We start from the raw sequence: 297 nt of genomic DNA, 5'->3' as shown, positions 1-297 counted from the left end.
CCATCACGATGGACACCTCGCCCGCTCACCAGGCTTTCGAGGCCGGTGTCGGCGGCATGTACTTCACGGGCCCGTACAACATGGCGCGCTTTGACCAGAGCATGGGTGCCGACACCTACGAGGTCGTGCAGCTTCCCGCAGGTCCGAGTGGCGAATCCGTGTCGCTCGCGGAGGGCGAGAACGTCTATCTGATGGCCGGTTCCGAGAACCAGGCGGGTCAGGACGCGTTCGCGGAGTTCTCCGTGTCGACCGAGGGTCAGACCATCCTCATGAACGGCGATGAAGAGGGCAACATCG

1 protein-coding gene is annotated in these 297 nt (G+C 63.6%); it reads left to right on the top strand.

All coding sequences use genetic code 11. The features are described from left to right. A partial coding sequence (locus tag SB717_RS34965) for a type 2 periplasmic-binding domain-containing protein (protein ID WP_410907483.1) occupies positions 1 to 297 on the top strand: 297 nt, incomplete at both ends.

Origin of the sequence: Priestia sp. SIMBA_032, from assembly GCF_046535215.1 — a bacterium.
Classification (GTDB): domain Bacteria; phylum Bacillota; class Bacilli; order Bacillales; family Bacillaceae_H; genus Priestia; species Priestia aryabhattai.
This window is presented reverse-complemented; position numbering and strand designations above follow the sequence as displayed.